Below are 24,562 nucleotides of genomic sequence, written 5' to 3'. Positions count from 1 at the left end.
TTTACTCTCCTTTTGCTTGAAGTTCAGGATACTCAATCCTCGGATGGAAAATTCCATTCAGCGTTTCACAAAGGGACCTTTTCACGGTTTCTAATTGCTTCATTGATATATCGCATTCGTTAAACTGACCATCCTGCAGGCGGTCCTGTACAATCGAATGAACAAGCTGCTGAATTTCCGCCTGTGTGGGAGATTTTTTAGACCTTACAGCTGCTTCTACACTATCTGCGATGCTGATGACGGCAGCTTCCCGGGTCTTGGGTTTAGGACCGGGATAACGATAGTCTTCTTCCTTAACATCTTTCCCTTGTTCTTTCGCCTTATAATAGAAAAATTTCAGCAGTGTCGTTCCGTGATGCTGCTCGGCAATGTCGACGATTTCTTTTGGCAGTTTATGTTTTCGGAGCATTTCCGCGCCATCTGAAGCATGACTAATAATAACATCCCTGCTTGTTTCAGGCGAGACCCTATCATGGGGATTTTCCATGTTGAGTTGATTTTCAATAAAGAAATGCGGTCGTTTCGACTTTCCGACATCGTGATAGTAGCACCCGACACGCGCCAGTAATCCGTTTGCCCCGATGGACTCACATGCAGCTTCAGCAAGGTTCGCCACCATCACACTGTGATGATAGGTGCCAGGGGCATCGGTAAGTAGCTTCTTCAACAACGGCTGTGTAGGGCTCGACAATTCCACAAGCCTCATCGAGGACAGGATACCAAAACCCGCTTCGAAAAACGGCAGGAAACCGATCGTCAGGATGGAGGAACTAATTCCGGATACAAGGGCAAATACAAGATAATACACATATTCAGTATTTGAATAAGATGTACCGCTTAAAAGAATCAAGAATCCAAGGATTAGGATATTGACAAAAGAAACATATATTCCTGCCCTCAGGATATTCGAGCGCTGATTGCGGCTGACCAGAAATAGAATCCCGGATACTCCACTAAATAACGTATAAATGGCGATTTCAATATCGATGGACCCGGAGAATTGTTGATGAAATACAATACTGGAGCAGGCAGAAAGGATGAACACCATCATCATGGCGATCCGCTCATTCAGTAAAATTCTTAATATCATTCCCGTAAATGCTGCGGGAAGAATGAAGGCAATATCATTGATTTCCAGCTGTTCAATGAGTCCGACAATCTTCATGATCAGAAGGGAGATGACGAAAACGATACTTGTCAGAATCAAGTAATTTTGCTTTCGTTCCTCGGTCACTTCAAGTGTGTAGAAGAAATAATACAACGAACTGATTACAACAAGGACGAAGAGAGTCAGTCCGATATACGGCCTGAAGGAAAACGTATTCTCTACCATTCCCAAGGATTTCAGGATACTGTATTTTTTGGGGGTGATCAGTTCACCATCTTCCACGATGACCCCCCCTTCAATGATTTCCACTTTTTCTACGTTTGCTTCGGCGAGTTTTTTTAACTCATCCGTTTTTTCAGCATCATATAAAAGGGTCGGCTCAAGGGCGACTTTCCCCAATTTGACAGCTGCCGTGGATAAATCACCTTTGAACGAATAGTTAGTGATGCGCTGTTCCAGGTTCAATTTCGCTTCATTCAACTCTTCTTCTTTCACACCATTTTCCATGATGATTTTCATCTGTGTAGTGACGATCGTTTCAACCCTTGACAAGTCATCTTCAGACGCTGCAAGGAGCGTTTTTAATACGTCATCGCTGAGGCTGTTCGTAACATTATTTTTATCCTCTGGCAACTTAGCCTTTAAAAGCTTCAGCTGTTCATCGATATCCGGTGAAGGTGCGGGTTTTAGGTTATCTTCTCCCACCGGCAGCTGTTTCGACTCTGCCTTCACTTCTATGACACTTTCCATAAGAGAATGAAGCAATGAAACAGAGTTGTCGATTGCTCCTTGCTTTGATGTATATACATTCGCCACTTCTGCCTTTGCTTCTTCCTTCTTCTTGGCAGTGGCTTCCTCGTCGACGAATTTCTTTGGGGCCCTTATCGTTGTGGGGGCATCTTCATACAAGTTGATATCCAGCGTTTTCGGCTTCACATTCCCATATAAAACACCGAACACAATGATACCAAGTAATACAAAGAGAAGATTTGTAAACAGCCGGTAGCTTAGAAAGCTCCTTATTTTAAGTAGAAATGGGTGAGTTTGCATAAAGAACCCCCTGTTATGTAAATACAAAGCTAAACAACATTATCAAAAAGTTTTAGTAATTATGTAAAATGATAACAGTTTTTGTCTGATTTATCTATGTATAGCATCATAAAAAAAGATTGATCCTGTACATACCGCATCTTTAAAAGGGGCATGGACCTATCGGATCAATCTCTGTTATGTCTATTTTTCACTTGTTTCATATGCATCGATGATTTTCGCGACCAACGGATGACGCACCACGTCGGCCTGATCAAGGTAAATGAACGATACTCCTTTAACATCTTTTAATATTCGTTCTGAAGAAATCAATCCTGACTCGCTTCCGCGTGGCAGATCCACCTGTGAGCGGTCTCCTGTGATGATCATCTTTGAATCGAAACCAAGTCTTGTTAAGAACATTTTCATTTGCGCCTTTGTTGTATTCTGTGCTTCATCCAGAATCACAAACGCATCATCCAGTGTACGTCCCCTCATATAAGCAAGTGGGGCGATTTCAATGGTACCTCTCTCGATCAAACGGGCGGTATGTTCTGCTCCCAAAACATCATGCAGGGCATCATAAAGGGGACGAAGGTAAGGGTCCACCTTTTCCTTTAAATCTCCTGGAAGAAAGCCGAGGCTCTCACCTGCTTCTACAGCCGGCCTTGTCAGGATGATCTTCTTGACCTGTCCATTCTTCAGGGCATGAACGGCCATGACGACGGCTAAATAGGTCTTTCCTGTACCTGCGGGCCCGATTCCGAATACCATATCATGCTTCTTGATGGATTGGATATATTGGCGCTGTCCGAGGGTTTTTACCCGGATCGATTTACCTTTTGCATTCTTTGTAATTTCTTCATTGTACAACTCTGTAAAATATTCAAGCGTCCCCTGTCTGCCCATTTCGATGGCATAATGGACGTCACGTTGGCCTATATTGATCCCTTTACGGATCACTGCCACCAGCCGATCAGAAATATCAAGAGCGAGATTTACATCTTTTTCACTACCCGAAACCAGCAATTCTTCGCCTCTTGTTACGATTGAAACGTTTAATTCCTGTTCTATTAATTTAAGGTGAGAATCTGAAACACCGAACAAAGCAATAGCTTCATTAGGGTTTTCAAGTTGTAATTTCATTAAGATTTCATCTGACATTCGTTAGTCTCCTTGAATAATTGGTTGTCCTACTGCAATGTTTTCAATCACTTTGAAGTGAATGGTTACCCTAACTTTACCATTCTCAACCTTTTCTTGCAAAATTTTTTCCCCTCTGATTTCTGCATCTTCCGGGATGGAGGACTCAAGGTTACTTTTGGCAAGTTTTTTGGCAGCGTTGATGGCTTCTGATTTCGTATAGGTTCTCTCCACATCTTCTTTTTCTTTCATGCTACGGTCAATATAATAAATTGGGAGCTCCCATTTTAGAAAACGCAGGTTTTTCTTCGTTTCCTCAACTACGACATTTTTAAACTCCGTTTTCCCGAATCCCCATATCGGAATATCAAGTGAACCGAAACCCAAATAGTGTTTTCGTTTCTCATTGCCGCTGAATACGGCAAATCGTGACTTCAATGGAAGCTCAACCGACGTCTTGTACCAGGTTTCCCCGAGTATCTTCGCTTTGGCAGATACACCTTTGGGTTCTTTCTCATTCCCGATCAGACCGGATACGAGAAGCTGACCTTTATTGACGTAGTCATTGACACTCACCTGGGGGTCCCCTTCCTCAACGAACATGTCAGTGATAATGGCTTTCTTTTTTGCGACTATATGTTGAAGCCCTGTAGACTCAGGTGCTTCAGGAGCGTTTTTCTCCACTACCTGAAAGTGGAAGGTTGTCCCTTGCAATTCCACCCCAACCCATGTGATGTTATTCATCCTGAAGGATAATTCCCGCTGAATGTTCTCTACATCCGGAATCGAGAATTGCATTTTCCCCTTTGAAACCCCCATCTCCTTCAGTTCCTTGCGTATACTGTGTTCAGTTTGAGGCGACGCACCCTTGATCTGTATGTCCCACACCATATTGGAAAGAAGGAAAACGATAATGAAGAATGCCACCCCGCCAATCATGAAACCCGAATTCTTTAAAGATCTTTTAAATAGAAAAGGCACCCCCTGACCTCTTAGAAATGTCACTTTACACCCTGATGCCCGAACCGCTCTTCTGAAGTTATGTACATCTTCTAAGGATAAGTAAAAGGTGATGGTCTCCGTTCCCGCTCTCCTTACATTCCAGATTGCGATATCGGCACGGAGTAATTGGTTGATGACCCGTTCGACTAATCTACCTTCCATTTTCACGAATACTTTTCCCTTTAAAAAGGTGAACCACTGATTCTTCAAATCCTTCCCTCCTATTGTTCTAAATAGATCACTTCTACGATCTTTCCCTGAAGGAGAATTTCTTCCGGAAGAATCATCTTGATGACAAATTGTTCCCCTTTTATAAGCAGTTGTCCCTGTTTCAACAGAAGCCTCACCTCTCGATCTGTGAAGGTCAAAAGCCCCCGATGGTTCTCTATATAGATATGAATTTGTCCAATCATTGTGACGCGAGGAAGGTCCATCATGACATCTTCGGGTAAATCCATCGTCTGCGTCATCCATTTACGCATATGTTGTAAAAAGCTTTTCGCCATAAAAAAGAACCCCCTTTCATCTCATATTTATGAAATGAAAAGGGGTTTCATCACTCTTATTTTTGATGATGACGTTTTTTCGATCTCGGAGGTCCGAATACCTCTGAATAAATAAATCCTTTTACGATATCATCTTCATTTTTGAAATCAAGTGTGAGGGGACGGTGGTCCTCCCGAATCTTCCTGGCCCTGGTCTGATGGGCTTCAAGTTTCCGGGAATAACGTTCTTCTTGTTCCTTGAGGCTGGTTATTTCCGCCTCCCTCTTCCTATCTTCTAAACGGGTTTGAATGGATGATACTGCCTCTTTCATGGGCTCTCTGGTTGATCTGGGCTTACTCTGCCTCGCTCTTTCCCGTTCTCTTTCTACTCCCCTATCCCTTCTATCATGCGTGGACGGGGAAGCCGGAGAGGCTGTTTGAATCGGTTTCTGCCTCGGCTTATTGGAAGGCGGCTGTTTCACTTTATTGAATATGGATGTAACGAGTCCGATCAATATAGCAATGATCAATGGTTCCATGGAGAAAACTCCTTTCTAGACAAAGGAAGATTACTTATCGCTTTTCGGATCTTTTTTATCCCCTGTCAGTTTTCCGATCGAGTCTCTCATCTCTGTATCAGCATCAATGTTCTTCAAGTTCATATAGTCCATCACGCCGATGTTGCCTGACCTAAGGGCTTCAGCCATAGCGAGTGGTACTTCTGCTTCTGCTTCCACAACCTTCGCTCTCATCTCTTCTACCCTTGCTTTCATTTCCTGCTCATTGGCCACGGCCATTGCTCTTCGTTCTTCCGCTTTTGCCTGAGCGATGTTTTTATCTGCCTCTGCTTGCTCTGTTTGCAGTTCAGCTCCGATATTCTTACCGATATCAACGTCCGCGATATCAATCGAGAGAATTTCAAATGCAGTACCTGCATCCAGGCCTTTTGAAAGGACTGTTTGAGAAATCAAATCCGGATTTTCCAGTACCTTCTTGTGATTGTCAGATGAACCGATCGTGGATACAATTCCTTCCCCTACACGGGCAACGATCGTTTCTTCACCGGCACCCCCTACTAGGCGGTCTATATTTGCACGAACCGTAATACGCGCTTTGGCTTTCACTTCAATTCCATCCATTGCAACACCGGCAATGAATGGTGTTTCGATCACTTTTGGATTAACGCTCATTTGAACCGCTTCCAGCACGTCACGACCTGCAAGGTCAATGGCAGCACAACGTTCAAACGTCAATTCAATGTTTGCACGGTGAGCAGCGATTAACGCATTTACGACACGGTCTACATTTCCTCCGGCAAGATAGTGACTTTCAAGCTGATTGATTGTGACCGTAATTCCTGCTTTATGGGCTTTAATTAATGGATTGATCACACGGCTCGGGATAACACGTCTTAACCTCATCCCTACTAATGTGAAAATACTGATTCTTACACCTGCCGCAATCGCTGAAATCCACAGCATCACTGGTACAAATGTAAATAAAACGGCTAAAACGATAATGCCCACTACAATGGCAACGAGCAGTAAAATCGTACTTGGACCTATTACCATATTTCTTACCTCCTAAAGTATTATGAAATATCTCTTACTACAATCCTTGAACCTTCCACTTTTACAATCTTAACCTTTTCACCTGCTTTGATAAATCCACCTTCAGTAACAGCATCGATTCTTTCATCTTCCACGATCACAGTACCTGATGGTCTTAAAGGGGTTTTGGTCACGCCTTCTTTTCCGATCAAATCCAATCGATTGGCATTCGATACATACCCACTTTCTGTGCTGGTGGAATCATTTAAAATGATCTTGTTGAAGAATTTCATTTTTTTACCAAACACCTTTACAAAGATAATCACTGTCGCAACGGCAATCAATAACGCGATCAGAACCGATATACCCATTTGCATCATATCGCCCCCAGCCAACATAATACTTGCAACGATCGCCCCTAAACCGAGACCTCCCGCAATTCCACCAGGGAGAAAGAACTCCGCCACGATGAGAATGATCCCAATAACGAAAAGAAGGATGGTTTCATATCCTGCAAGCCCTGCAACCAAGTGTCCATAAAAGAATAATACAAGGGAAATCAAGCCGATAGAACCGGCAACTCCAAAACCGGGTGAATACAGCTCCACTATCAACCCTATACTCGCAAGCGACAGAAGGATCGGCACGACGACAGGGTTGGTGATGAAGCGGGCGAGGCTTTCCGCAAACGTCTCATCCACTCTATTTACAGAGGATTTCTCTACCCCTAGAGTCTCATATAATTCATCGAGGTTTCGTACGGTCCCCTCAGAATAGCCGATTTGCTTTGCTTCCTTTGAACCCAGGGTTAATAGTTCACCTTTTTCAATCCCGAGATCTTCGATGACGAGTGACTCATCAGCCATGGCTAGAGCATATTGAGGGTCTCTCCCATTTGATTCAGCAGCACTTTTCATAGCGGACAACCAGTAGCTTTGAGCCTTTTTATCAGCCGCATTTCCCGCCTGGTCTATCACGGCCGCAGCACCCATTTGTCCATTCGGTACCATATAGATTTCATCGGCATGTAAGGAAATGAATGCTCCCGCAGACAGTGCATGGTCATTCACAAACGCAATGGTCTTTGTGTCGATGTTATCCATGAGCTGCCCGATGTCCCCGGCTGCATCAACCAATCCCCCGGGTGTATCGATATCAAAAATAATCAGTTCAGCATTATGATCTTCCGCATCTTTGATCGCTCTTTCCAAAAATGCATGAAGACCCCTTTCGACCTCTTTCTGGATGGGAATCACGTATACCTTATCAGAATTCTCTGCAGAACTGACAAGAGGATGCAGAAAGGTGCACCCAAGGATTAACATCCATAAGATAAGAATACCTCTTCTCAACTTAACCCCCTCGTTTCAGATAATATTCCTTAATACTTTATGTACGGATGACCCATTAAAAAAGTTTCATCTTTTTTGAAATTCTGATGACAAAATACGCAACCACTAAAATCGGTTTAAAAAAACCGGAAAGCATTAAAGCTTTCCGGTTTCTTTAATCTTATGATAAATGTTGAAGAACAAGTTTGTTGACGAGAGCTCCATCGGCTTTCCCTTTTAATTTAGGCATGATTGCCCCCATCACTTTACCCATGTCGGCTTTAGAAGTAGCACCCACCTCAGCAACCGTTTGTTGAACGATGGCTGAGACTTCTTCTTCTGAAAGCTGTTTAGGCATATATATTTCGACGTAAGTCAGTTCTGTTTGAATTTTTTCAACGAGGTCATAGCGACCAGCGTTTTGAAATTCCTGGAGGGAGTCTTTCCGTTGCTTCACTTCTCGAGAAAGGACAGTCAACTCTTCGTCTTCAGAGAGTTCCTGTTTCCCATGTTTAATGGCTTCATTTTGAAGGGAAGCCTTGAGCATGCGGATAACGGAAAGCTTCTCTTTTTCTTTATTTTTCATCGCTTGTTTCATATCATCATTTAAACGATTGAGAAGACTCATACTTACACCCTCTCTTAGAACTTACGCTTTCTTGCAGCTTCTGATTTCTTTTTGCGTTTTACGCTTGGCTTTTCATAAAATTCGCGCTTTCTAAACTCTTGTAAAGTTCCTGTTTTAGAAACTGAGCGTTTGAAGCGACGAAGAGCATCTTCAAGCGATTCGTTTTTACGAACAACTGTTTTTGACATCTCTCTTTCCCTCCCTCCGAACACACTACACTTACATGTTCAAGTCAAGAAATGGTTTGTACCAATTTCTTAAGACGCAGAATTACCTGACGTCCCTTTACTTCACCAATAGGTTATGGCTTTGCCCTTGCTGTATTGTCACAAGGGGACAGAAAGTGTATGTCTTTCTTGGATGAATTTCTCTATGTGATAAAGAAATCCATGTACTTTGCCATTATAATATATGATATGTGTCAGGTCAACAATTTATCATAAAACACTCTTATAAATAGGCATGTCTCATTGATTCTCCCCATACATTTGTATTAATCGTACTGGTTTACAGGAGGAGTTCAATGATTATACATGGGATTGCCTTTATTTTTTTTATCTTATGTTTTTTATTCGGCATGACCTGGCTGAGATCCGGCCTATTTAATATTGCGAATCAAAAAATCAAGACATGGCTTCATTATCTTACGAGCACACCTTTAAAAGGAGCCATGACAGGAACGGTTGTCACCGCGTTTATCCATAGCAGCTCAGCCGTCATGGTTCTTACCGTTGGACTTGCTTCATCGGGACTGATTCCCTTTCGCCAAACCATCGGCATCATGCTTGGTTCGAATATCGGGACCACCTTCACTTTGGAAATGTTTACTTTGGATATGAATTATCTTATTATCCCATCCATGATCATCGGGTGCGTGTTGTATTTTTTCAAATCTCCTCATGTTAGGAGTATCGGTATGATTTTTGTAGGGTTCGGATTGATTTTTACGTCCATCCGTGCCATTCAATGGCTCGCAACGCCTTTGACGACCAACGAGTCCTTGCACTCTTATATCCTTCAAGTGAACGAGCATATGATTCTTGCTTTACTTATAGGATGCGTATTGACTGCCATCATTCAATCAAGTACCGTCGTAACCGGTGTGACGATGGGTTTTCTGGCTGCAGGTTCCATTGACATTCATGCAGGCATTACCATCATGCTAGGCGCAAATGTCGGTACGTGTATCACAGCCTTTATCGCAAGCATCGGTGGTGGGACCCAGGCAAAGCTGACCGCATACGCTCATATCTGGCTGAATGTAATTGGCGTAGCCCTATTCATCCCATTCATTCCGTTACTCAGTATGATCGTACGGATGCTCGCAGATTCTGCTGATTTGCAATTGGCCCATGCCAGTGTCATCTTTAACATCCTCTGTTCCCTGCTTGTCCTTCCTTTTGCCAGTCAATTTGCGCAGTTGATCGAAACCTTTCATCTCCAAAAAAAAAGCTGAACAGGGAATCTTATCCCCGTTCAGCTTTTTAAATTAATAATCTGAATCACTTGTTAATCCTTGTACAATTTTCACGCCTGAGCTTGCTCCTAAACGAGTAGCCCCCGCTTCGATCATCGCTTGTGCATCTTCTACCGAACGTACTCCTCCAGAAGCCTTCACACCGATATCAGGTCCAACCGTTTTTCTCATTAAAGCGATATCTTCAACAGTTGCTCCGCCAGTAGAGAAGCCAGTTGATGTTTTCACAAAGTCAGCTCCCGCTTCTACAGAAAGTTGACATGCTTTTACTTTTTCTTCTTCAGTCAGAAGACATGTTTCAATGATGACTTTAGAAAGCGCTTTTCCTTTAGAAGCAGCCACTACAGCTTCAATATCACGCTTTACTAATTCGAAGTCTCCACTTTTCAATGCACCGATATTGATGACCATGTCGACTTCAGTTGCTCCTTTTTCGATGGCATCCTTTGTTTCGAATGCTTTCGTTTCAGGTGTAGAAGCCCCAAGTGGGAACCCGATCACGGTACATACTTTCACTTCTGTACCTTTTAGTAATTCACTTGAATATTGTACCCAAGTCGGATTTACGCACACAGATGCGAATGTAAATTCTTTCGCTTCCTGACAAAGCACCTCCACTTGGTCTTTTGTTGATTCAGGTTTAAGTAAAGTATGATCAATCATACTTGCAATGTTCATAGTCATTCATTATCTCTCCTTTAGCAGTTGTCCGTACCTCTCTTATCATACCAAAACTAAGAGAAAAAGACGAGTATTTTATAGTATCTCCCAAAATAAAGAAAACCTTTTCATTATTTTGGATAGTTGTTTTCGCGAAGATTATGATTATCTTGAAAAAACTATTTTCACATACTCTGTCATTGAGAATGTGCTGGAGGGTGAAGGGAACTGCTTCATTTTCCACGGACGTTCGGCCGGGCCTCCTCAGCAAAATTCTCGCTGTAGGTGCTCGACCCCTGCGGGAAACGCTGGACAGGACGAAAAGCGGAGGCGGCTTGCTCAGACCCGACAAGCATAAGGCGAATCAACCGGAAAGGCCTTTTTTGCGTTTTGGGTTGATTCGCCTAATGACCTCGAGGGGCTAGCCGCAGTAGCTGGGTCTTAAGACCCCACAGGGCTTTAGCCCGAGGAGGCTGACCGCCAGCCCCGCGGAAAGCGAGCACCTGGAGCGCAAATCAACCACAACTCGCTACATCCAAAAACAACAGTGTTACAAAAACAACCCTATGAATAGAAACAAAACACCCCCGGTCGATTGGACCGGGGGTGTTGCTGAAAATTATTTCAATCGGTATACTCTTGCCTCGTATGGTTTGAGGGTTAGCTTGCTCAACTCATCATGGTTGTCTACTTCATAGTTGTTCAACAGAAGATTCGATGAAGATACCTTTAGTTCATCCAGGTCACACACAGCTTCCTTAGTGGAAAGGTTCGTGATGACAATCATGGTTTGATCTTCACCAGTGCGGGTATAGGCATAAATTTGCTTGTCTTTTTCAAGCAATAAATCATACACCCCGTACGTAAAGACATCCTCTTCTTTCTTAAGTGAAATCATTTTTTTGTAAAAGTTCAGGATAGACTGTTTATCTTTTTCCTGTGCTTCAACATTGATCGTCTTATAATTTGGATTCACTTTCATCCACGGCGTACCACTCGTGAATCCTCCGTTTTTCTCATCCGACCATTGCATAGGCGTTCTGCTGTTATCACGGGAAGAAGCCCAAATGATTTCCATGATATCCTGATGCGGTACACCTTCTTCACGCTTCAGACGATAAAGATTCTTTACTGCCACATCGTCATAATCTTCAATGGAAGGGAATTGCACGTTGGTCATGCCGATTTCTTGCCCCTGATAAATGAATGGAGTTCCCTGCATAAGGAAATACATGGCTGCCATCGCTGTGGCACTTTCTTTCCAATATTCTTTATCATTCCCCCAAGTGGAAACAACGCGGGGCTTATCATGATTTTCAATGAATAATGCATTCCAGCCGTTGCCTTCAAGACCTTTTTGCCACCTCGAGAGCACCTTCTTTAATTCAACGATGTCTAAGTCGGGATTTGTTTCAGCATCCCATAACCCGAGATGCTCAAATTGGAAGATCATATCCATTTTCCCTTTTTCTTTCCCAACCCACAGTTCAGCCTCATCTGCTTTTACACCGTTTGCTTCTCCAACAGACATGACATCATAGTTGGCATAAGTACGGTCTTTGAACTCTTGCAGAAATGTATGGATCCCCTTTTGGTTCATATGCATGTCAAAGGAAGAAACATATTTCTCTTTCTTTGGATTTGGCATATCAGGAAGACCTGGACGTTTCTTAATATGGCTGATGGCGTCGATTCTGAAGCCGTCAATTCCTTTATCCAGCCACCAATTGACTGTATTATAAAGAGCTTCACGCACTTCTTTATTTTCCCAGTTTAAATCAGGCTGCTTTGTTGAGAACACATGCAGGAAATATTGATCTGTTCCTTCATCATATTCCCAGGCAGATCCCCCAAAGATGCTTTCCCAGTTATTCGGTTCTTTGCCTTTTTTGCCGTCTCTCCAAATATACCAATCACGCTTTGGATGATCTTTAGAACTTTTGGACTCGATGAACCAAGGATGTTCATCACTTGTATGATTGAGTACCAGGTCAATGATCAATTTCATCTCTCTCTTGTGAACTTCTTGAAGTAATTGATCGAAATCAGCCATCGTACCAAAGTCTTCCATAATATCCTGATAATCTGAAATATCATAACCGTTATCATCATTTGGAGACTTATACATTGGACAAATCCAGATCACATCGATCCCCAATTCTTTGATATAATCCAGCCGCTGTATGACTCCCTGTAGATCCCCAATCCCGTCACCATTTGAATCCTGGAAACTCCTCGGATAGATTTGATATCCCACTGCCTCTTTGCGCCATGCCTTTTTCATCGTAACACCTCATCAACGTATTATAAGATACAAACGCTTACATTTAATGCAATCGTTTGCACTATTAGTATAAAAAAAAATCCAATTGCATGTATTTAATTAACAATAATAGTTTACAACCTTCTTCAGCACTAATCAATAGATAATTTGATTCTGAACAAAAAAGAACCGTGGTTACAAAGTATTATTGTACAAAAATAATATACAAAAGGCACCCAACCACTGTCAGGTGCCTCCAACTATTAGATTGCCGCTTTTTCTTCCGCCTCTTCAAGCACACGTACGAATTGCCCTTCGTTTAAAGGATAACCTGCTTTTGTGAGCTTCACCTTCACAAGCTTTCCTACCATGTCTTCTGTTGCCGGGAAAACGACTTTCAAGTAATTATCGGTATATCCCACGTAAAGATCATCTTGATAGATTTCTTCAGGAATGACCTCTAACACTTCATTTTCAAACTTCGAAGCATATTCTTTCGCTAATTGATTAGACAATTCTATCAAGCGGTGAACACGTTCATTCTTGGTTTCTTCATCAATCTGGTCGTCCATACGGGCTGCAGGCGTACCTGTCCGTTTTGAATAAGGGAAGACGTGGAGCTCTGAGAATTTATGTTCTTTGATGAAATTATAGGTTTCCATGAATTCTTCTTCCGTTTCACCAGGAAACCCGACGATGACATCAGACGTAACGGCAAGTCCAGGCAATGCCTTCTTCAGTTTCTCTAAACGCTCTGCAAAGAATTCCATCGTATACTTCCTTCGCATTCTCTTAAGGACCGTATTAGAGCCGGATTGAAGTGGAACATGTAAATGCCTTACGACAATATTGGATTGATCGATCACTTCAATCACTTCGTCCGTCAATTGACTTGCTTCAATGGAGGAAATTCGAATTCTCTTCAGACCTTTCACTTTCTGCTCCAAGTCTTTAAGGAGCATTGCAAGGTTATAGTCTTTCATATCTTCTCCGTATCCACCGGTATGAATCCCTGTTAGGACGATCTCTTTGTATCCGGCATCAACAAGCTGCTGTGCTTGATGAATGACTTCTTCAGGGTCTCGTGATCTCATCAGTCCACGTGCCCAGGGAATGATACAGAACGTACAGAAGTTGTTGCACCCTTCCTGGATTTTAAGAGAGGCACGCGTTCTGTCTGTGAATGCCGGAACATCCAGCTCTTCGTAGACACGGTTCTTCATGATGTTGGTCACACCATTGATTGGTTGACGCTCTTTCTTATATTCTTCAATGTACGTAAGCATTTTTCTTCGGTCTTGTGTCCCTACTACGACATCCACACCAGGTATTGCCATGATTTCAGCAGGTGATGTTTGCGCATAGCACCCGGTTACACAGATGACCCCGTCAGGATTTTTTCGGATGGCACGCCTGATGACCTGCCTGCTCTTCTTATCTCCTGTATTGGTTACCGTACATGTATTGATGACATACACGTCTGCGATAGAATCATACTCTACACGTTCATATCCTTCTTCTTTAAAAAGTTGCCAAATGGCTTCTGTTTCGTAGTGGTTCACTTTACACCCTAGAGTGTGAAACGCTACTGATGGCATTGCAATCACCTCATAAGTTCTAATTGATAGCTGATGGCTGAGAGTACATACAATGGAGCGGTCTCTGTTCTCAAAATTCTTGGGCCAAGGCCGCATGTAAGAAAGCCCTCACTCCTCAACAGCTCTATTTCTTTTTCCGATAATCCGCCTTCTGGACCGAATACGACGAGCATGCTCTGTCCAGGTTCAATAGAGGAGAGTACCTTATATAAGTTCCCCTTCTCCCCGGCTCGTGCATCTTCTTCATAAGCGACAAGTTTATAATCAAACGGTTCCTGAATCAATTGCTTGAGTGTAACGGGCGCAGATACTTCCGGGACTAGCAGTCTATGCGATTGTTCAGCCGCTTCCTTCACAATCTTCTCCCAACGCTCCGTCTTCTTCTTTGCTTTTTTATCGTCCCATTTCACAATGGAGCGATCCGCATTAAAAGGGATAAATTGAGTGGCTCCAAGCTCTGTTCCCTTTTGGAAAATCAACTCCAATTTATCCCCTTTCGGCAGTCCGCTCGCAATGGTTACTTTAATTGGTAATTCTTTCGTCGATGTTTCCCATTGTACTATTGATAGCTCGACTGCGTCACTGGAAATCGTTTCAATACGGGTGATGGCTGATGCCTGATCCTTGAAGACGACAAATACTTCATCCGATTCCTTCATTCTCATCACTCGTACAATGTGATGATAGTCGTCTCCCGTTATCATGATTGGATCATTTTCTCGATATACGTCATTAATAAAATATCGTTGCATTCAGTTTCAACTCCACCGTTTTTACTTTGTATTACTCGGGCTTACACGCGATGATCGCAACCCAGTCTTCCATGACCATAATTTCCTCGATCTTGAAACCTGCCGCCTCCAATGAATCACGCACCTCTTGCTTTTTAGGCTGGATGATCCCGGAAGTGATAAAATATCCACCCGGCTTCACAAGTTCATAGGCATCCTTAGTAAAACGCAGGATGATTTCAGCCAGGATGTTCGCTACGATCACATCTGCCTGTCCGGTCACACCATTCAGTAGATTATTGGCATCCACCGACACCGTTTGCTGGACCTTGTTCAGCTTCACATTCAATCTAGCTGAGCGGACCGCCACTTCATCCAGGTCATATGCCCTTACTTGATCAGCTGCTAACAGAGCCGATGCAATGGATAACACTCCTGAACCGGTTCCAACATCAATGACAGAATCGTGTTCCTTTACGATTCTCTCAAGAGCTTGAATACACATAACGGTTGTAGGGTGAGTTCCTGTTCCAAACGCCATGCCTGGGTCCAGCTCGATGATGAGTTCATCACTATGAACCGGTGTATAGTCTTCCCACGTGGGAACAATCGTGAACTTATCTGAAATTTTCACAGGATGGTAGTATTTCTTCCATGCCGTGGCCCATTCTTCTTCATTCACCTCTGAAATTTCCACTTTGTTTTCACCGATGTCAATATCATAGGTCACGAGATTCGTGATTCCCTGCTTGATCTCATCAACGGTTTCCCCAAGGAAACTATTCACCGGTAAATAAGCCTTTACTAAAACGCCGTCTGTCGGATAATCATCAGGATTGAGTTGGTAGATCTCACCAAACATATCTTCTCTTTCCTTAATTAACTCGGCAGGGTCTTCTATGACCACACCGCTTGCTCCTGATTCATGAAGAATGTTTGAAATCGGCTCAATGGCTTCATTCGTCGTAAGTATACTGATTTCTGACCATTTCATTGATCTACCAACTCCGATCTTTAATTATTCGCCTTTAAAGGCCTTTTTCACTTTATCAAAAAAACTTTCATGCTGCTCATCAGGAACTTGGCCGCTGATGTCCGCAAACTCTCTCAATAATTGCTTTTGTTTATCCGTCAACTTGGAAGGAGTGACCACTTTCACTTGTACATGCTGGTCTCCAGTACCATATCCACGTACATTCGGTACACCCTTGCCTTTCAGACGGAATCTTGTACTTGTCTGAGTTCCAGCAGGTACTTTCAGCTTTACTTTACCGTGCAGTGTCGGCACTTCAATTTCATCACCCAGCGCCGCTTGGGCAAATGTCACAGGCATTTCGCAATAGATATCATCTCCGTTACGCTCGAAGAAATCATGAGCGCGTACGTGGAAGACAACATACAGATCACCGGCAGGGCCACCGTTTATACCAGGTTCCCCTTGACCTGTTACACGCAGTTGCTGTCCATCGTCGATACCTGCAGGAATCTTGACAGAAATTTTACGTCGTTTTTGAACTTTCCCTGCTCCACCACATGTTGAACATTTTTCCTTGATTTGTTTACCTGTACCGTTACAGTAGTGACAAACCCTTCTGTTCACAATGCGACCAAATGGTGTGTTTTGTTCTACATTCAACTGACCCGATCCGTTACAGTGTGAACATGTATTTACCTTAGTTCCAGGCTTCGCACCGGAACCGTGACACGTATCACATTCTTCTTCTCTCGGAATCTCGATCTCTGTTTCTTTTCCGAATACCGCTTCTTCAAAAGTCAAGGACATCGTGTACTGAAGGTCGGCACCTTGTCTAGGGGCATTTGGGTCTCGCCTGCGGCCACCACCGCCGCCGAAGAATGTATTGAAGATGTCTTCAAAACCACCGAAACCGCCGCCGCCAAAGTCTGCGCCGCCTCCGAATCCTTGATTAGGGTCCGTATGACCGAAACGATCGTATTGAGCACGCTTCTGATCATCGCTCAATACTTCATAAGCTTCTGATATCTCTTTGAACTTTTCATCCGCATCCGCTTCTTTATTAATATCCGGATGATATTTTTTGGAGAGCTTGCGGTATGCTTTTTTCATTTCGTCTTTTGAGGCATCTTTCCCTACACCAAGCACCTCATAATAGTCCCGTTTACTCATTAAAACACCACTCCCGAATCCTTTGCATAAAGGTTATTTTAACATTGAGCTTTGAGTATTATCAATAAAAACTCAACATTCCTCATAATTGATTGTGTCTGTTCAATGAATGAGTCCTTTCATTCATAGAAAAAGTCAAAGCCAAGAACCGCCCTGACTTTGACTTTTTCGTTCAATCTACATTATTTCTTGTCGTCGTTTACTTCTTCGTACTCAGCATCGACTACATCGTCATCTTTCGAAGCTTCGCCTTCAGCTCCTTGAGCCGCTTGTGCTTCCGCTTGAGCCTGCTCATAAAGCTTCATCGTTAAGCTTTGAACGATTTCCTGCAATGCATCTTTCTTTTCGCGGATAAGATCCAGATCATCTTTCTCGATCGCTTCTTTCAGTTCTGCTTTCGCATCTTCCGCTTTTTTCACTTCGTCTTCTTCTACTTTGCCTTCAAGGTCTTTTAACGTTTTTTCCGTTTGGAATACAAGTTGGTCGGCTTCGTTGCGAAGTTCAACTTCCTCTTTACGTTTTTTATCAGCTTCGGCATTTTCTTCGGCTTCTTTCACCATACGTTCTACTTCGTCATCTGAAAGGCCTGTTGAAGATTTGATTGTGATGTTTTGCTCTTTACCTGTTCCAAGGTCTTTCGCACTTACATTCACGATACCGTTTTTATCAATATCGAATTTCACTTCGATTTGTGGTACTCCACGTGGTGCAGGTGGAATGTCCGCTAATTGGAAACGACCAAGCGTTTTGTTATCAGCAGCCATTGGGCGCTCACCTTGTAATACGTGAATATCAACAGCTGTTTGATTATCAGCAGCAGTTGAGAATGTTTGAGATTTAGACGTTGGGATCGTTGTGTTACGCTCGATCAGCTTCGTTGATACGCCACCCATTGTTTCGATACCAAGTGAAAGTGGTGTAACGTCAAGAAGAACAACATCTTTCACGTCTCCAGTAAGAACTCCACCTTGGATCGCTGCACCCATTGCTACAACTTCATCAGGGTTAACGCCTTTAGATGGCTCTTTACCAGTTTCTTTTCTAATTGCTTCTTGTACAGCAGGGATACGAGTTGATCCACCAACAAGAATGATTTTATCGATTTCGCTAGCAGAAAGACCAGCATCTTTCATTGCTTGACGAGTTGGCCCCATTGTACGCTCTACAAGATCAGAAGAGATTTCATCGAATTTCGCTCTTGAAAGAGTCACTTCTAAGTGAAGAGGTCCTGCTTCTCCAGCCGTGATGAATGGAAGTGAGATTTGAGTCGAAGTCACTCCAGATAAATCTTTCTTCGCTTTCTCAGCTGCGTCTTTTAGACGTTGAAGAGCCATTTTATCTTTAGAAAGATCGATTCCGTTCTCTTTCTTGAATTCAGCAACAAGGTAATCGATGATGACTTGGTCAAAGTCATCTCCACCAAGACGGTTGTCACCTGCAGTAGAGCGTACTTCGAATACACCGTCACCAAGTTCAAGGATAGATACGTCGAACGTACCGCCACCAAGGTCATATACAAGGATTGTTTGATCTTGATCCATTTTGTCAAGACCGTAAGCAAGTGCAGCGGCAGTCGGCTCATTGATGATACGCTCAACTTCTAGACCTGCAATCTTACCAGCGTCTTTTGTAGCCTGACGTTCTGCATCGTTGAAGTAAGCAGGAACAGTGATGACTGCTTTCTCCACTGTTTCACCAAGATAATCTTCCGCATATGATTTTAAGTGTTGAAGAATCATAGCTGAAATTTCTTGTGGTGTATATTCTTTTCCTTCTGCTTCAACCTTGTGATCTGTACCCATGTGACGTTTCACTGAGATGATTGTGTTAGGGTTTGTGATAGCCTGACGCTTTGCAACTTCCCCAACCTGCTTTTCACCATTTTTGAACGCAACAACCGAAGGAGTCGTGCGGTTTCCTTCTGCATTTGCGATAACTTTTGGTTCTCCACCTTCAAGTACTGATACACATGAGTTTGTTGTACCTAAGTCAATACCGATAATTTTACTCATAGTAAGAAACCTCCCTATTTTGTATATGTAATGTCTATATTATTGACTGACCTTCACCATAGAAGGACGAATTACTCTGTCTTTCAGCTTATACCCCTTTTGGAATTCCTCGACAACGACATTGCTGTCGAAATTCTCATCTTCCACTTGCATGACTGCTTGGTGCAAGTGAGGGTCAAACTCCTGACCAACCGCTTCAATTGGTTCCACTCCCTCTTTCTTAAGGGCTTCAACAAGACTTCTGTGAACCATTTCCATTCCTTGAAGCAATTGTTTCGTTTGCTCATTATCAGCTTCTATATTTAAAGCACGCTCGAAATTATCAAGTGCCGGCAATAGTTCCGTAATCAATCCTTGAGCACGATATTTTTCCTTCGCTTCATTTTCAACGTTGACACGACGGCGGAAATTATCGAAATCGGCTCTCAGACGAAGATAACGATTTTCAGATTCATTCAGCTTTTCTTCTAATTGTGAAAGCTCATCTGATTGCTGCTCTTCTGCTTCTTCAGCTTGAGGCTCTTCAGCGAACACTTCTTCCACTACTTCGCTGTTTTCCTCTTTCGCTTCCTGCTGCTCTTGTTTCGTTTCTTCAGACATAACATTCACCTCCTTAAAAATATGACCATGTCACTTCGATCTCGTTCATTTGAAGGCACGGAAAGGCCGATAAAGACCGCTTCCGAGGCCCTATTTTCCTTTATACAATATGTCCACTAATCCCCACTTTGATACAGCTTCGTCAGAACCTTGGACATATCGTTTGAAAAGAAATTAAGTAGACTGACGACCCGGGAATACTCCATGCGGGTAGGCCCGATGATCGCAATGGAACCTAATTGTTCTTTACCAATCGAATAAGTAGCGGTTATGAGACTGCAATTCTCCATAGCAAGATGATCGTTCTCCTTCCCGATCTTGATGTTCACTCCAGTCGCCGAAGGACGGATAAGGTTGTAGATGCTTTCTTCCTGTTCGATCATTTCAAGAAGCATCCGGACCTTTTGGACATCATTAAACTCGGGTTGATTCAGGATATTGGTCTTTCCTCCAAAGAACAGCTTATCCGTGACCGTTGGATTAAAGGAATCCGTTAGGGAATGGAGGATAAAATCATAATTCTGAATGTGCTCCTTGAGTAAAAGAGCAACTTCTTTAAAAATCTTATCGTTCAATTCACTGATCGGTACACCCGTCAAGCGGTCATTTAATATGTGAACAAGCTTCTCTAGCTCTGAAGCATCCATTGTCGGCGGGATATGGAACAGTTTATTTTCAACATGTCCGTTATCCGTGACGATAATGGCAATGGCCGTATCTTTGTTAAGAGGAATCAATTGAATCTTTTTCAGCCTGTTTTCCTTTAGATCAGGACCTAATACAATCGTAGTATAATTCGTGAGTTCTGAAAGGATCTTCGCCGACTTCTGAACCACTTTCTCCAATTCATACATGCGCTCAGTAAAAATGGAACGTAATGCATGAACATCATTTTTCTTTAGCTTTTGAGGAGAAAGTAAGTGATCCACATAGTATCGGTATCCCTTTTCTGACGGAACTCGCCCTGAGGATGTATGTGTTTTTTCAATAAAACCCAGTTCTTCCAAATCAGCCATTTCATTTCGAATGGTAGCTGAGCTGAACGAAATCTCATCCTTCTTGGACAAACTTCTGGAACCCACCGGCTGAGCTGAAAGGATAAAATCATCAATGATCACTTGAAGAATTAGAAGTTGTCGATCTGTTAACAACATTCATCACCCCTGTTAGCACTCTATTAAGATGAGTGCTAAATCTAATTAATAAATTATCAAATCAGAAAAGGGATGTCAATATATTAGATTGGCTCTTTTCATTGAGCCTTTTGACTGGCGTTAAAAATTAGCGAGTGCTAGTTGATTTCCGCTACAGGTGCTCGCTTTCCGCAGGGCGTGAGTTGAGCCTCCTCGGGCTAAAATAGTACTGGGCCTCAACTTGTCCAGCTCCGGCGGCTAGCCCCTCGAGGTCATAAGATAAATGGACCAAGAAGGCAAAAAACGCCTTCCTGCCCCATTCATCTTATGCTTGTCGGGGCTGGTCGAGCCACCTCCGCTTTTCGTTCTTCACGCAGGAGTCGAGCACCTTCCGCTCCAATCAACTTTCTGAGTATTTATTGCATACTACAAGACTGAATAAACACACCGACTCTAAAAGATTGGACCAATTAGATTACCCCGAGGAATGATTGAAAAACCTCATTTCCTAAAAAGCGTCCCTGTTTCGTCAGTGCCACCCGATCATCATTTACCGAGAGCAATCCTCTCTTCTCCATTTCTTCAATGGAAGCTCCAAAGACAGATTGGATGTTTGTGCCGAATTTTTTTTGGAAAATGGATTTACTTACGCCCTCTACCTTACGTAACCCGAGGAACATTTCCTCTTCCATGCTTTCAGCTTTGGTGACCTCATGCTCCTGTATGGTCGGAAGGGTACCTTCTGAAATCGGGTCCATATATTTCTTTAGCGGGCCGTAATTTGAATAACGTACTCCGTTTATATATCCGTGTGCCCCTGCGCCTAAACCATAATATTCATTATTGTCCCAATAAACAAGATTATGTTTGCTTTCGTATCCCGGTTTGGCAAAATTACTGATTTCATATTGATTGATCCCATATCTCTCCATCGTATCGATCAGGATCTCATACATAGCTGCTTCCTGGTCCTGAGAAGGCAATGACAGCTTCCCTTTTCTCATTAAATTATAGAAAACCGTTTTCGGTTCTACGATGAGTGAATACGCCGAGTAATGAGGCAGATCAAGATCAAGTGCTTTCGTTAATGTATCCTGAAAATCTTCCTCTGTTTGCCTTGGAAGACTGTAAATCAGATCAATGCTGATATTAGAAAAACCAACTTTTTGAGCCGTCTCCACTGAGGTATAAACATCCTCACTTTTATGGGTTCTGCCAATTCCTTTAAGGAGGTCGTTATTAAATGATTGAACACCGAAACTCAAACGATTGACACCATGGTCCTTTAAAACCCTGAGTTTATCCTCAGTCAAATCGCCCGGGTTCGCTTCAAACGTGAACTCTCCCTTATCAAAAGGCAAATATGTGGTGATAGATTCACATAAGACGTCCAGCTGTTTCGCATCCAAGGATGTCGGAGTTCCCCCACCGACAAAAATGGTATCGAGCTTCTCACGGGAGTCGACCCGTTTCTTCATTTCGTTCCCTAAGCTGATTAGATATTCATCAACCGGCTGCCCTTCCAGGAACACTTTATTGAAATCACAATAGTGACAGATATGCTCACAGAAAGGTATATGAATATACGCTGACTTTACCAAGCATTTCCCTCCTTTTCATCAATCATAGAGAAAAGGGGGTAAGTAGTGCTTGCATACAAGCCACTTTCCCCCTTTATCATCCCTGCTACTATTTTTTATCTGTATCGTCCATTTTCAAGACGGCCATGAAGGCTTCTTGTGGAACCTCTACGTTACCGACGGACTTCATACGTTTTTTACCTTCTTTTTGTTTATCTAGAAGCTTACGTTTACGAGAGATATCCCCACCGTAACATTTGGCCAGTACATTCTTACGGATGGCCTTGATCGTGGACCTTGCGACAATCTTCTGACCGATCGCTGCCTGGACAGGTACTTCGAATTGCTGTCTAGGGATTAGCTCTTTCAGCTTCTCAACAATCAGCTTTCCTCGTTCATAGGCGAAATCACGGTGAACGATAAAGCTCAAGGCATCAACATTTTCACTATTAAGAAGGATATCCATTTTCACAAGCTTGGACTCCTTGTATCCGATCAGCTCATAGTCGAATGAAGCATAGCCTTTTGTATTCGACTTCAACTGATCGAAAAAGTCATAGACGATTTCGGCAAGCGGAATTTCATAAATAATATTCACCCGCGTGTCATCCATATACTGCATGTCGATGAAGTTTCCGCGCTTTCCTTGGCAAAGCTCCATGACGGCACCTACGTAATCATTCGGCACCATGATGGTTGCTTTCACGTATGGTTCTTCCACATGATCCACTTTTTGAGGATCAGGCATCATGGACGGGTTATCAACTCTAACTTCTTCCCCATCCGTCAAATGCACATGATAGATAACACTTGGTGCTGTCGTAATCAGGTCGATTTTGAATTCCCGTTCGATACGCTCCTGAATGATCTCCATATGAAGAAGGCCGAGGAATCCACAGCGGAATCCAAATCCTAATGCCTGTGATGTTTCAGGCTCATATTGAAGAGCAGAATCATTCAGTTCAAGTTTCTCAAGTGCTTCCCTCAAATCGTTATAGCGATTTGAATCGATTGGGTATAAACCACAGTAAACCATCGGATTCAGTCGACGGTAGCCAGGCAGTGCTTGCTGTGCAGGATTGTTCGCTAGGGTGATGGTATCCCCGACACGGGTGTCCCCGACGTTCTTGATCGCGGCCGTCAGGTAACCAACATCCCCGACTGTTAACTCTTTCTGACCTGTGGCTTTCGGCGTGAAAACCCCGATTTCGGTTACTTCAAACTCTTTGCCCGTTGCCATCATACGGACTTTATCCCCTACTTTGACGCTTCCTTCCATCACACGGATGTAGGCAACGACTCCTCTGTAGGCGTCATACAATGAGTCAAAGATTAGGGCTTTCAATGGTGCATCAGGATCTCCCTGGGGAGCTGGCACCTTTTCAACTACCTGCTCAAGAATATCTTCAATCCCGATTCCGGCTTTAGCTGATGCAAGGACCGCTTCCGATGCATCCAGTCCGATGACGTCTTCCACTTCCTGACGAACCCTTTCAGGATCGGCAGCAGGCAGGTCAATTTTATTGATGACTGGAAGGATTTCCAAGTTATTATCCAACGCAAGATATACGTTCGCAAGCGTCTGGGCTTCGATCCCTTGAGCGGCATCCACTACAAGGACCGCTCCTTCACATGCAGCTAAACTACGGGATACTTCGTATGTAAAGTCTACGTGCCCCGGCGTATCGATTAGATGGAATATATACTCTATACCATCCTTCGCCTGATACTTTAATTGCACAGAATTTAATTTGATCGTGATTCCACGTTCTCTCTCAAGATCCATTGAATCTAGCAATTGCGCCTTCATTTCACGCGCCGTCAATGCTTTCGTCTTTTCTAGTATACGATCAGCCAGGGTAGATTTCCCATGATCGATATGAGCAATAATGGAAAAGTTCCTGATTCTCGATTGTCTCTCTAATTTCTCTTCACGGTTCATTATTCGTTCAACTCCTGTTATTTCCACACATGTACACTATTTTGAATTATAGCAGTAGACTATCGAATATTCAACGTAAACTAAATGGCCCATGAGGGATTTCATTATTTTCCCCGAAAGGGCCACTCCTTTACATATGAAAAA

Annotated in this window: 21 protein-coding genes; 1 reads left to right on the top strand and 20 read right to left on the bottom strand. The window is 43.1% G+C overall.

Features of this window, described 5'->3' with window-relative positions; genetic code table 11:
* Position 1: 1 nt before the first annotated feature.
* From LCL96_RS03655 to rpsU, 9 genes are all read right to left on the bottom strand, one after another.
* On the bottom strand, positions 2–2,158 hold the full coding sequence (locus LCL96_RS03655; protein WP_224940094.1) for an HD family phosphohydrolase: 2,157 nt from the start codon (positions 2,156–2,158) through the stop codon (positions 2–4).
* 183 nt (positions 2,159–2,341) lie between these two features.
* Entirely contained in the window at positions 2,342–3,301 is a 960-nt protein-coding gene (locus tag LCL96_RS03650) for a PhoH family protein (protein ID WP_224940093.1), read from the bottom strand.
* 3 nt (positions 3,302–3,304) lie between these two features.
* Complete coding sequence (gene yqfD, locus LCL96_RS03645; protein WP_224940092.1) at positions 3,305–4,492, bottom strand: sporulation protein YqfD; 1,188 nt, start codon at positions 4,490–4,492, stop codon at positions 3,305–3,307.
* An 11-nt stretch (positions 4,493–4,503) separates the two neighbouring features.
* Positions 4,504–4,788 (bottom strand): sporulation protein YqfC, encoded by a 285-nt coding sequence (gene yqfC / locus LCL96_RS03640; protein WP_224940091.1) that lies wholly within the window; start codon positions 4,786–4,788, stop codon positions 4,504–4,506.
* Between the two features lie 56 nt (positions 4,789–4,844).
* The gene (locus LCL96_RS03635) at positions 4,845–5,306 is read right to left on the bottom strand and encodes a hypothetical protein (protein ID WP_224940090.1); all 462 of its coding nucleotides are present in this window, start codon (positions 5,304–5,306) and stop codon (positions 4,845–4,847) included.
* A 30-nt stretch (positions 5,307–5,336) separates the two neighbouring features.
* The gene (floA, locus tag LCL96_RS03630; protein WP_201713706.1) at positions 5,337–6,332 is read right to left on the bottom strand and encodes a flotillin-like protein FloA; all 996 of its coding nucleotides are present in this window, start codon (positions 6,330–6,332) and stop codon (positions 5,337–5,339) included.
* Between the two features lie 26 nt (positions 6,333–6,358).
* Positions 6,359–7,669, bottom strand: a complete 1,311-nt coding sequence (locus LCL96_RS03625) for an NfeD family protein (protein ID WP_224940089.1) — start codon at positions 7,667–7,669, stop codon at positions 6,359–6,361.
* Positions 7,670–7,829: 160 nt separating this feature from the next.
* Entirely contained in the window at positions 7,830–8,276 is a 447-nt protein-coding gene (locus LCL96_RS03620; RefSeq protein WP_224940088.1) for a GatB/YqeY domain-containing protein, read from the bottom strand.
* Between the two features lie 14 nt (positions 8,277–8,290).
* Complete coding sequence (gene rpsU / locus LCL96_RS03615) at positions 8,291–8,464, bottom strand: 30S ribosomal protein S21 (RefSeq protein ID WP_032087602.1); 174 nt, start codon at positions 8,462–8,464, stop codon at positions 8,291–8,293.
* A 335-nt stretch (positions 8,465–8,799) separates the two neighbouring features.
* Here rpsU and LCL96_RS03610 point away from each other — a divergent pair, with 335 nt between their 5' ends.
* A complete protein-coding gene (locus LCL96_RS03610; RefSeq protein ID WP_224940087.1) occupies positions 8,800–9,732 on the top strand; it encodes a Na/Pi symporter in 933 nt (310 codons plus the stop codon).
* Between the two features lie 33 nt (positions 9,733–9,765).
* Here the strand turns inward: LCL96_RS03610 and deoC are convergent, their stop codons facing one another.
* The 11 genes from deoC to lepA all read right to left on the bottom strand — a co-directional run bounded on the left by deoC (position 9,766) and on the right by lepA (position 24,418).
* Positions 9,766–10,437 (bottom strand): deoxyribose-phosphate aldolase, encoded by a 672-nt coding sequence (gene deoC / locus LCL96_RS03605; protein WP_224940086.1) that lies wholly within the window; start codon positions 10,435–10,437, stop codon positions 9,766–9,768.
* 595 nt (positions 10,438–11,032) lie between these two features.
* On the bottom strand, positions 11,033–12,697 hold the full coding sequence (locus LCL96_RS03600; protein ID WP_224940085.1) for a glycoside hydrolase family 13 protein: 1,665 nt from the start codon (positions 12,695–12,697) through the stop codon (positions 11,033–11,035).
* Between the two features lie 242 nt (positions 12,698–12,939).
* Entirely contained in the window at positions 12,940–14,274 is a 1,335-nt protein-coding gene (mtaB, locus tag LCL96_RS03595; protein WP_224940084.1) for a tRNA (N(6)-L-threonylcarbamoyladenosine(37)-C(2))-methylthiotransferase MtaB, read from the bottom strand.
* A gap of 5 nt (positions 14,275–14,279) precedes the next feature.
* Entirely contained in the window at positions 14,280–15,026 is a 747-nt protein-coding gene (locus LCL96_RS03590) for a 16S rRNA (uracil(1498)-N(3))-methyltransferase (protein ID WP_224940083.1), read from the bottom strand.
* A 31-nt stretch (positions 15,027–15,057) separates the two neighbouring features.
* On the bottom strand, positions 15,058–15,999 hold the full coding sequence (gene prmA, locus LCL96_RS03585; RefSeq protein WP_224940082.1) for a 50S ribosomal protein L11 methyltransferase: 942 nt from the start codon (positions 15,997–15,999) through the stop codon (positions 15,058–15,060).
* A 24-nt stretch (positions 16,000–16,023) separates the two neighbouring features.
* Complete coding sequence (gene dnaJ / locus LCL96_RS03580; RefSeq protein WP_224940081.1) at positions 16,024–17,151, bottom strand: molecular chaperone DnaJ; 1,128 nt, start codon at positions 17,149–17,151, stop codon at positions 16,024–16,026.
* A gap of 182 nt (positions 17,152–17,333) precedes the next feature.
* On the bottom strand, positions 17,334–19,163 hold the full coding sequence (gene dnaK, locus LCL96_RS03575) for a molecular chaperone DnaK (RefSeq protein WP_079531748.1): 1,830 nt from the start codon (positions 19,161–19,163) through the stop codon (positions 17,334–17,336).
* Positions 19,164–19,202: 39 nt separating this feature from the next.
* On the bottom strand, positions 19,203–19,763 hold the full coding sequence (grpE, locus tag LCL96_RS03570) for a nucleotide exchange factor GrpE (protein WP_224940080.1): 561 nt from the start codon (positions 19,761–19,763) through the stop codon (positions 19,203–19,205).
* Between the two features lie 116 nt (positions 19,764–19,879).
* Entirely contained in the window at positions 19,880–20,914 is a 1,035-nt protein-coding gene (gene hrcA / locus LCL96_RS03565; RefSeq protein WP_224941280.1) for a heat-inducible transcriptional repressor HrcA, read from the bottom strand.
* 452 nt (positions 20,915–21,366) lie between these two features.
* Positions 21,367–22,497: a radical SAM family heme chaperone HemW gene (gene hemW, locus LCL96_RS03560; protein ID WP_224940079.1), complete on the bottom strand. Its 1,131-nt coding sequence runs from the start codon at positions 22,495–22,497 to the stop codon at positions 21,367–21,369.
* 88 nt (positions 22,498–22,585) lie between these two features.
* A complete protein-coding gene (gene lepA, locus LCL96_RS03555; protein WP_263628049.1) occupies positions 22,586–24,418 on the bottom strand; it encodes a translation elongation factor 4 in 1,833 nt (610 codons plus the stop codon).
* Between the last annotated feature and the right edge of the window lie 144 nt (positions 24,419–24,562).

It is taken from the genome of Rossellomorea aquimaris (genome assembly GCF_020172085.1).
Taxonomy (GTDB): domain Bacteria; phylum Bacillota; class Bacilli; order Bacillales; family Bacillaceae_B; genus Rossellomorea; species Rossellomorea aquimaris_E.
The sequence above is the reverse complement of the archived record's forward strand: the minus strand, read 5'-3'. Positions and strand labels throughout refer to the sequence as shown.

Excerpts from the sequence above, each read along its gene's own strand:
- LCL96_RS03655 (WP_224940094.1), bottom strand. The coding sequence starts at position 2,158 with ATGCAAACTCACCCATTTCTACTTAAAATAAGGAGCTTTCTAAGCTAC.
- LCL96_RS03650 (WP_224940093.1), bottom strand. The coding sequence starts at position 3,301 with ATGTCAGATGAAATCTTAATGAAATTACAACTTGAAAACCCTAATGAA.
- yqfC (WP_224940091.1), bottom strand. The coding sequence starts at position 4,788 with ATGGCGAAAAGCTTTTTACAACATATGCGTAAATGGATGACGCAGACG.
- LCL96_RS03635 (WP_224940090.1), bottom strand. The coding sequence starts at position 5,306 with ATGGAACCATTGATCATTGCTATATTGATCGGACTCGTTACATCCATA.
- LCL96_RS03620 (WP_224940088.1), bottom strand. The coding sequence starts at position 8,276 with ATGAGTCTTCTCAATCGTTTAAATGATGATATGAAACAAGCGATGAAA.
- rpsU (WP_032087602.1), bottom strand. The coding sequence starts at position 8,464 with ATGTCAAAAACAGTTGTTCGTAAAAACGAATCGCTTGAAGATGCTCTT.
- LCL96_RS03610 (WP_224940087.1), top strand. The coding sequence starts at position 8,800 with ATGATTATACATGGGATTGCCTTTATTTTTTTTATCTTATGTTTTTTA.
- deoC (WP_224940086.1), bottom strand. The coding sequence starts at position 10,437 with ATGACTATGAACATTGCAAGTATGATTGATCATACTTTACTTAAACCT.
- LCL96_RS03600 (WP_224940085.1), bottom strand. The coding sequence starts at position 12,697 with ATGAAAAAGGCATGGCGCAAAGAGGCAGTGGGATATCAAATCTATCCG.
- mtaB (WP_224940084.1), bottom strand. The coding sequence starts at position 14,274 with ATGCCATCAGTAGCGTTTCACACTCTAGGGTGTAAAGTGAACCACTAC.
- LCL96_RS03590 (WP_224940083.1), bottom strand. The coding sequence starts at position 15,026 with ATGCAACGATATTTTATTAATGACGTATATCGAGAAAATGATCCAATC.
- prmA (WP_224940082.1), bottom strand. The coding sequence starts at position 15,999 with ATGAAATGGTCAGAAATCAGTATACTTACGACGAATGAAGCCATTGAG.
- dnaJ (WP_224940081.1), bottom strand. The coding sequence starts at position 17,151 with ATGAGTAAACGGGACTATTATGAGGTGCTTGGTGTAGGGAAAGATGCC.
- dnaK (WP_079531748.1), bottom strand. The coding sequence starts at position 19,163 with ATGAGTAAAATTATCGGTATTGACTTAGGTACAACAAACTCATGTGTA.
- grpE (WP_224940080.1), bottom strand. The coding sequence starts at position 19,763 with ATGTCTGAAGAAACGAAACAAGAGCAGCAGGAAGCGAAAGAGGAAAAC.
- lepA (WP_263628049.1), bottom strand. The coding sequence starts at position 24,418 with ATGAACCGTGAAGAGAAATTAGAGAGACAATCGAGAATCAGGAACTTT.